A 3871-nucleotide genomic window follows, 5' to 3' on the forward strand; every position below is an offset into this window, starting at 1 on the left:
GGTTTCTTGGGTCATAGCGGATAAGTCTTGGACTAATGACCAATGACCAATGACTAATGAATTCGGTTTTCTCTATCTAAAAGCAGTGGTGAGAAGGCGACAAATTGTTACAATTAGTTTACAATGCTTCACACTAGGTCTGAGTTTTATGGATGTCAAAACGGTATCGCCAGCCTCCCCGCTAAGTTACTCAAATTCAGGGACTCAAGCTGCACTCGGCAATCTCCAAGAGTTAGAAACAGTTCCCCTGCAAGCACTACAACTAGAACTAGAGACAGCGGCGGTTACTCCCGAACCGCTCAAATCAGCCAAAGATATAGCTTACGAGTTGGCAGGAGAATCGGTGCGCTACGATCAAGTGGCGATCGCAGCCGAGTACCGCAACCGCCCCCTGCAAGTTTGGGGACGGCTGTCGAGCGTTGTTTGGACATTTTTTAGCTTTGCCTTCAGTTTGTGGTGGGACAAAAAAACAGGTCGCACCGCAGCCAACGAAAAGCGCCGCGCCGCCCGCCTGCGGGAAATTCTCAGCCAACTCGGCCCAGCTTTCATCAAAATAGGACAAGCACTCTCCACTCGCCCCGACTTAGTGCCGCCGACATATTTAGAAGAACTAACAACCCTGCAAGACCAATTGCCGCCGTTTCCCAACGAAGTAGCATATCAATTTATACAAGAAGAATTGGGCGCACATCCCAAGGAAATTTACGCCGAAATCACCGCAGATCCGATCGCAGCAGCCTCTCTCGGACAAGTCTACAAAGGCAAACTCAAAACCGGGGAAACCGTCGCCATCAAAGTGCAGCGGCCGGGTTTAGCCGAAAACATCGGCTTAGATATTTACATCTTGCGGCGCGTTGCAGTTTGGGCACAAAACAACTTTAAAGTAATTCGCAGCGATTTAGCAGGAATTATGGACGAGTTGGGCGAACGCATTTACGAAGAAATGGACTACACCCACGAAGGTCATAATGCCGAACGCTTTGCCGAACTCTACGGCCACATCAAAGACATTTATGTTCCCAGCATCTACTGGGAATATACCCGCCGCCGTGTCTTAACAATGGAGTGGATAACCGGGACAAAACTCACTAATTTAGAAGCAGTGAAAGCTCAAGGAATTGACGCTCCTTACTTAATTGAAGTGGGAGTGCAGTGTTCTCTCAGACAACTATTAGAACACGGTTTCTTTCACGCAGACCCGCATCCCGGCAATCTATTAGCAACTCCTGACGGTCAGTTGGCTTATCTCGATTTTGGAATGATGAGCGAAGTTAAACCTTATCAGCGATACGGCTTGTTGGAAGCTGTCGTGCATTTAGTCAACCGCGACTTTGAAGGTTTGGCCAGAGATTACGTGAAGTTGGAGTTTTTGACACCGGATACCGATTTAACGCCAATTATTCCAGCTTTGGCGGGCGTATTTAACAATGCTTTGGGTGCTAGCGTTGCCGAACTCAATTTCAAAAGCATTACTGACGAACTTTCGGCAGTGATGTACGAATATCCGTTCCGAGTTCCAGCTTACTACGCTTTGATTATTCGATCGCTCGTCACGCTAGAAGGCATCGCCATCAACGTTGACCCCGAATTCAAAGTGCTCAGCAAAGCTTATCCCTACGTAGCAAAACGATTGTTGAGCGACCCCGCACCGGAATTGAGAGCCTCTCTGAAAGATTTGCTTTTCAAACATGGCGAATTCCGCTGGAACCGCTTAGAAAACTTGCTCAACAATGCCCGCGAGAGCGACGATTACGATGTTAGCAAAATCTTGAATCAAGCATTAGAATATTTATTTTCCGAAAGGGGAGATTTTATTCGCGATCGCATCGTCACCGAATTAGTCAAAAATCTCGATATAATTTCCAGCAATGCCTTTGCCAACGCCAAAGCAGTAGTCGGCGAATGGTTTGGAGTAGTGGAAGCTAAACCAGCAGTTTCAGCAACCGACCAAAAAAACTTAGAGCACATCAAACGAATTTGGGGAATTTTGCAATCAACCCCCGGTTTTGACGGCATGAAAGTATTGCAGTTACTGCCGCAGTTGTTCGTGAAACCAGAAGTGCAGAATATGGGTCAGAAAGTCGTAGGCGGTTTAGCTCAAAGAGCAGTTGCTAGATTGATTCGCGAGTTTTTGATTTCCCAGGAACCCGCTGCGATTCCTCAGAATAGAAGCTATCCTAAAACTGCGCCTCAGCTATCTTTACCTGCGGCCAAGTAGTTGCGGATGTGTTGATAGTGTAGGTTGGGTTTTGTTCCAAGGGCCTAACTTACACTATCAATTGTTGTTGAGAAAATCAAACGAACAGGCTGTCGGGCCTGTTCCACAAAAGATAAATTTTCTTGTGGGGTGGGCCGGAGAGCCCGCGCATAAAAAGCTTCCACACGATTGGTGCAACATCTCAGTTAAAATCGACTGCCAGTCTAAATTTAACTTGATATTAAGTTTCGCATTTGACTTTGCTTATGCCAGCTTCATAAAGTGCCGCTACAAATACGAGTTTTGCTTGATAAAGTTTGATGTTTCAAACAAACATACTAACTTTAGCACTATTGTATAAAATTGGCGTAAGTCCTGTTAAATTTTTGTGGTTGGTTGGTTGCCCGGCCGCCCCAAAGTTAAGTTTAAATGCACAAAAGCTTAGCTAGACAATGTAAGGAGAATCGATCGCCCTAGCCCGATTAATTGCCACCAAAGTCTGGTAAATCAAAGCCGAAATCTCAGCGCGGGTGATGTCCCGCCGTGGCGAAAGCCGATCGCGCGCCGGATAATTGACTACAATCTTCAAAGCAGTTGCAGCGGCGATTGCACTCAAACCAAAATTAGGAATCTGCGATCGATCGGTGTAAACTTTCAAAACATCTAGATTCGAGCCCTTAAGTTCCAAACCGTTAACCAAAGAGACAATCGCCTCAGTCTTAGTCAAATTCTGATTCGGGCCGAACTTCAACCCCGGAAACCCCGACAAAAACCCCCCTCGATTCGCCCGTTCGATCGCACTTCTGGCCCAAAAACTAGCAGAAACATCAATAAAATTTGTAGCCGGTACCGAAGGTATCGGACTAAACGCACTCACCAACAGCGCCGCATATTGAGCGCGATTTAAACTGTCATCAGGCTTAAAAGAACCATCAGGAAAACCACTAATTATATTCCCTGCAGCCAAAGCCTCAATAAACTTCTGCGCCCAATGTCCTGAAATATCGCTAAACCTCGCACCGCCAATATTCGGATTGCCGCCGCCCTTTCTCACCGCAGCTTCGACAGCTTTCAAAGCATTCACTTTCCCGTAACCAAACCAATCGCTGCGGCGGCTGTTAGGATCGTAATTTCCCATCCGATTTCCCAACTGCGGATCGGGTTCGGAATCAACAATTTTGTCAGCAGTTTGTTCAAGAATTCCCCGCACTTCCCGCGCCGTCAAACGGGGGTTGACGGAAAGCACCAAAGCTGCCACTCCAGCGACTACTGGAGTGGCGCTAGAAGTGCCACCAAAAGTATTAGTATAGTCCCCCGGGTCGTAGCCGACAGCGCCGACTCGATCGGCAGTAAACACCCCCAAACCGGGCAAATACTGAGTCACCTCCGGCGCAGTCGCAATAAATCCGGTTTCAGGCAGCCAAGTTCCCGGCGGCGCGTTGTTGCTGGGGGCGCACACCGAGATGCTGCTACCCCAGTTGCTGTAGGCTGCTTTTTTGTTCAGGGAAGTGGAAGCGGCAACAGCAATCACATCCGGGTGAACCGCAAATCCTGCCAGCCATTTAGTTCGATCGCCCAAAATGTTATTCGGCCAGCCTTTCTCGTCAACCGCGCCGTTAACTGGGCGGTTGGCATTGCCCGCAGCGCACAGAATCACGCAGCCTCTGCCGCCCC

The 3871-nt window shown here is 48.1% G+C and carries 2 protein-coding genes; one reads left to right on the top strand and one right to left on the bottom strand.

Annotation, left to right across the window (positions count from 1 at the left end):
- Positions 1-148: 148 nt before the first annotated feature.
- On the top strand, positions 149-2218 hold the full coding sequence (locus IQ270_RS28900) for an AarF/ABC1/UbiB kinase family protein (protein ID WP_193976555.1): 2070 nt from the start codon (positions 149-151) through the stop codon (positions 2216-2218).
- 424 nt (positions 2219-2642) lie between these two features.
- On the opposite strand, the gene IQ270_RS28905 is transcribed toward IQ270_RS28900, so the two are convergent.
- A partial coding sequence (locus IQ270_RS28905) for an S-layer homology domain-containing protein (protein ID WP_193976554.1) occupies positions 2643-3871 on the bottom strand: 1229 nt, incomplete at its 5' end.

It is taken from the genome of Microcoleus sp. LEGE 07076 (genome assembly GCF_015207455.1).
Lineage (GTDB): Bacteria > Cyanobacteriota > Cyanobacteriia > Cyanobacteriales > Microcoleaceae > Microcoleus.

Coding starts and splice junctions, on each gene's coding strand:
- IQ270_RS28900 (WP_193976555.1), top strand. CDS start 149: ATGGATGTCAAAACGGTATCGCCAGCCTCCCCGCTAAGTTACTCAAAT.